The sequence below is a fragment of the Propioniciclava sp. genome, assembly GCF_036744435.1.
Classification (GTDB): Bacteria; Actinomycetota; Actinomycetes; order Propionibacteriales; family Propionibacteriaceae; genus Propioniciclava.
Map to the genome: position 1 here is coordinate 1 of NZ_DAIOIA010000202.1, position 2,617 is coordinate 2,617.

The window sequence follows — 2,617 nt, forward strand, 5'->3', positions numbered from 1 at the left end:
GCTCCTCAACGCTCAGCCCGCGCCGTCACCCACCCACCCTCGATTGGGAAGAGCCCCTTCAGTCTCGGGCTCCGACCTTTCGGTGTGGCGGACGCCGCTGGTTCCACCGGGGTCGGCGACAGCTCGTACGGGGGTATGCGAAGGCCCGCGGAGACATGGTCTCCGCGGGCCTTCGCTGAGCCGGTTAACCGGCTTGTGTCACTTGACCGAGACGGTGGCGCCGGCGGCCTCGAGGGCCTCCTTGGCCTTCTCGGCGGCGTCGCGCGCGACCTTCTCCAGGACGGGCTTCGGGGCGGCCTCGACCAGATCCTTGGCCTCCTTCAGGCCGAGGGAGGTGAGGGCGCGCACCTCCTTGATGACCTGGATCTTCTTGTCGCCGGCGGACTCGAGGATCACGTCGACCTCCGAGGACACCTCCTCTTCGGCAGCGTCGCCGCCACCGGCAGGAGCGGCGGCGGCCGCGACGGCAACCGGAGCGGCAGCGGTGACGCCGAAAGCGTCCTCGAACTGCTTCACGAACTCAGAGAGCTCGATGAGGGTCATTTCCTTGAAAGCGTCAAGGAGCTCTTCGTTGGTGAGCTTCGCCATAGTGGGCGTTCCTTTCCTTAGATCGCAGCCGGGGCCGCGTGATCAGTTGGCCTCGGCAGCGGGCGCTGCGTCGGTTGCCGAGGCGTCCTCGGCGGTGTCGGGCTTCTGGTCAGCCTCGGGGGCGGCTACGGCCCCCGCGAGCAGAGCCGGGTTCTCCGCAGCGGCACGCTCCAGGGCACCCAGGGCGCGTGCGGCCTGGTTGAGCGGAGCGGCGATGAGGTAGACGGCCTTGCTGAGGTTCGCCTGCATGGCGCCAGCCAGCTTGGCGAGCAGAACCTCGCGCGACTCGAGGTCGGCGAGCTTCTTCACCTCATCGGCATCCAGGACGCGACCGTCCATGACGCCTGCTTTGATGACCAGAAGCGGGTTGTCCTTCGCGAAGTCGCGCAGACCCTTCGCCACGGTGGCAACGTCACCGCGGATGAAAGCGATCGCCGTCGGCCCGGTGAGCTGATCCTCGAGTCCTTCGAGGCCAGCCTCACGGGCGGCGATCTGGGTCAGAGTGTTCTTCGCGACGGCGTACGAGGCATCCTCGCCCAGGGCACGGCGCAGATCCTGCAGGCCCTTGACGGTGATCCCACGGTACTCGGTCAGAACAGCGGCGTTGGAGGAGGTGAAGGCTTCCTTCAGCTCCTCGACAGCGGCTGCCTTATCCGGCCTCGCCATGAGTCTCCTTCCCACTTCTTCTCGTGAGCCCCAGACATGAAAAATCCCCGAGCGCGAGGCGCACGGGGAGACACCGCAAGGTGACTAACGATCGTGACGCCTGCGCGGGATTTGCACGACCCGGGAGGGTCGACACCAGCGGTCTTGGGCTTCGGGGAATAAGCCTAGGCCGATCGAAGGAGCAGCGCAAATCGCGCCCACACTCTTCACGCCCAAGACAGTGCGCACTAACAACCAAGAGACCCTCCCGTGCTGCTGGACGGACGCCGGCAGGAGCGAGTCCTCGTCGCTCGTGGCAGGTGCGATGGCTGGCGACCGCGCATCCCTTCGTTGGCCAGCATGGTCTTCCAACAGATGCCACACCCGCTCATCCGGCATCCAACGTTCCCCATCCCCGGCAGCCCCCTCGGATGTGAACTCGCCCGGGCTTCACGCCCCGACCACCTGAGGAGAGATCCTCTCCAATCCTCTGAACCGCGGCCAGGGCGTCGATGCCAAGCCCGACAAAGTTCCTCCCTCCCCTTGTGGCGTGTTGAGTGTGATTGGGGGTTTGTCGCGGGCCAGCCGAGTTGGATCACCCAGGCTTGGCGCTTCGAGGGGCTGACGCACGTACTGCTGCTGTGGCCACCTGGGGGCGGCACCCCTCCTCGTACAGTCGTCAAACACTGGGCGTGTCAGATGGTCTGTGTAAGCCGTACCGAGAGGAACGGTAAGAATCATGACCATGACCGACGAGAAGATGCCGGGAGGGCCGTCGGGCCGGGACCTGGTTGAGCAGTTGAAGGCCGCCGGGCAGCTGGACGCGTTGTTCGCCCAGATCGACGCTGGCCAGGTGGAGCTGACGGGTGATTGCGGGTTCGTGCCAGCGCTGGTCAAGGCCGCGCTGGAGCGGGGCCTGCAGGCGGAGCTGAGCAGCCATCTCGGCTACGAGAAGGGCTCCGCAGAGGCGTCGAAGCACGCCAACTCTCGTAACGGGACGACGCCGAAGACGGTGCAGTCCGAGGTCGGTCCGATCGCGTTGGACGTCCCCAGGGACCGTGCTGGGTTGTTCACCCCGCGCCTGGTCCCGAAGGGGCAGCGGCGCCTGGGGGGCCTAGATGACATGATCATCAGCCTCTACGCGGGTGGGATGACGATCCGGGACATCCAGCATCATCTGGCCTCCACGCTCGGCACGGACCTGTCTCACGAGACGATCTCGAACGTCACGGACGCCGTGCTCGAGGAGGTCGCCGCGTGGCAGGCGCGGCCGCTGGAGGAGTTCTACCCGGTGCTCTACCTCGACGCGATCCGGATCAAGATCCGCGAGAACAGTCAGGTCATCAACCGTGCCGCCTACATCGCGGTCGGCGTGGACCTCGAC

General features: G+C 66.3%; 3 protein-coding genes. 1 reads left to right on the top strand and 2 read right to left on the bottom strand.

Going from position 1 to position 2,617, the window contains the following annotated elements; translation table 11 throughout:
• Window positions 1-198: 198 nt before the first annotated feature.
• Both rplL and rplJ read right to left on the bottom strand, forming a co-directional pair.
• The gene (gene rplL, locus V7E09_RS15120) at window positions 199-588 is read right to left on the bottom strand and encodes a 50S ribosomal protein L7/L12 (protein ID WP_324523674.1); all 390 of its coding nucleotides are present in this window, start codon (window positions 586-588) and stop codon (window positions 199-201) included.
• A gap of 42 nt (window positions 589-630) precedes the next feature.
• Window positions 631-1,254: a 50S ribosomal protein L10 gene (gene rplJ / locus V7E09_RS15125; protein ID WP_324523675.1), complete on the bottom strand. Its 624-nt coding sequence runs from the start codon at window positions 1,252-1,254 to the stop codon at window positions 631-633.
• A 724-nt stretch (window positions 1,255-1,978) separates the two neighbouring features.
• On the opposite strand from rplJ, the gene V7E09_RS15130 reads away from it, so the two are divergent.
• Window positions 1,979-2,617, top strand: a 639-nt coding sequence (locus V7E09_RS15130; RefSeq protein ID WP_324523677.1) for an IS256 family transposase, incomplete at its 3' end; no start/stop codon positions are given.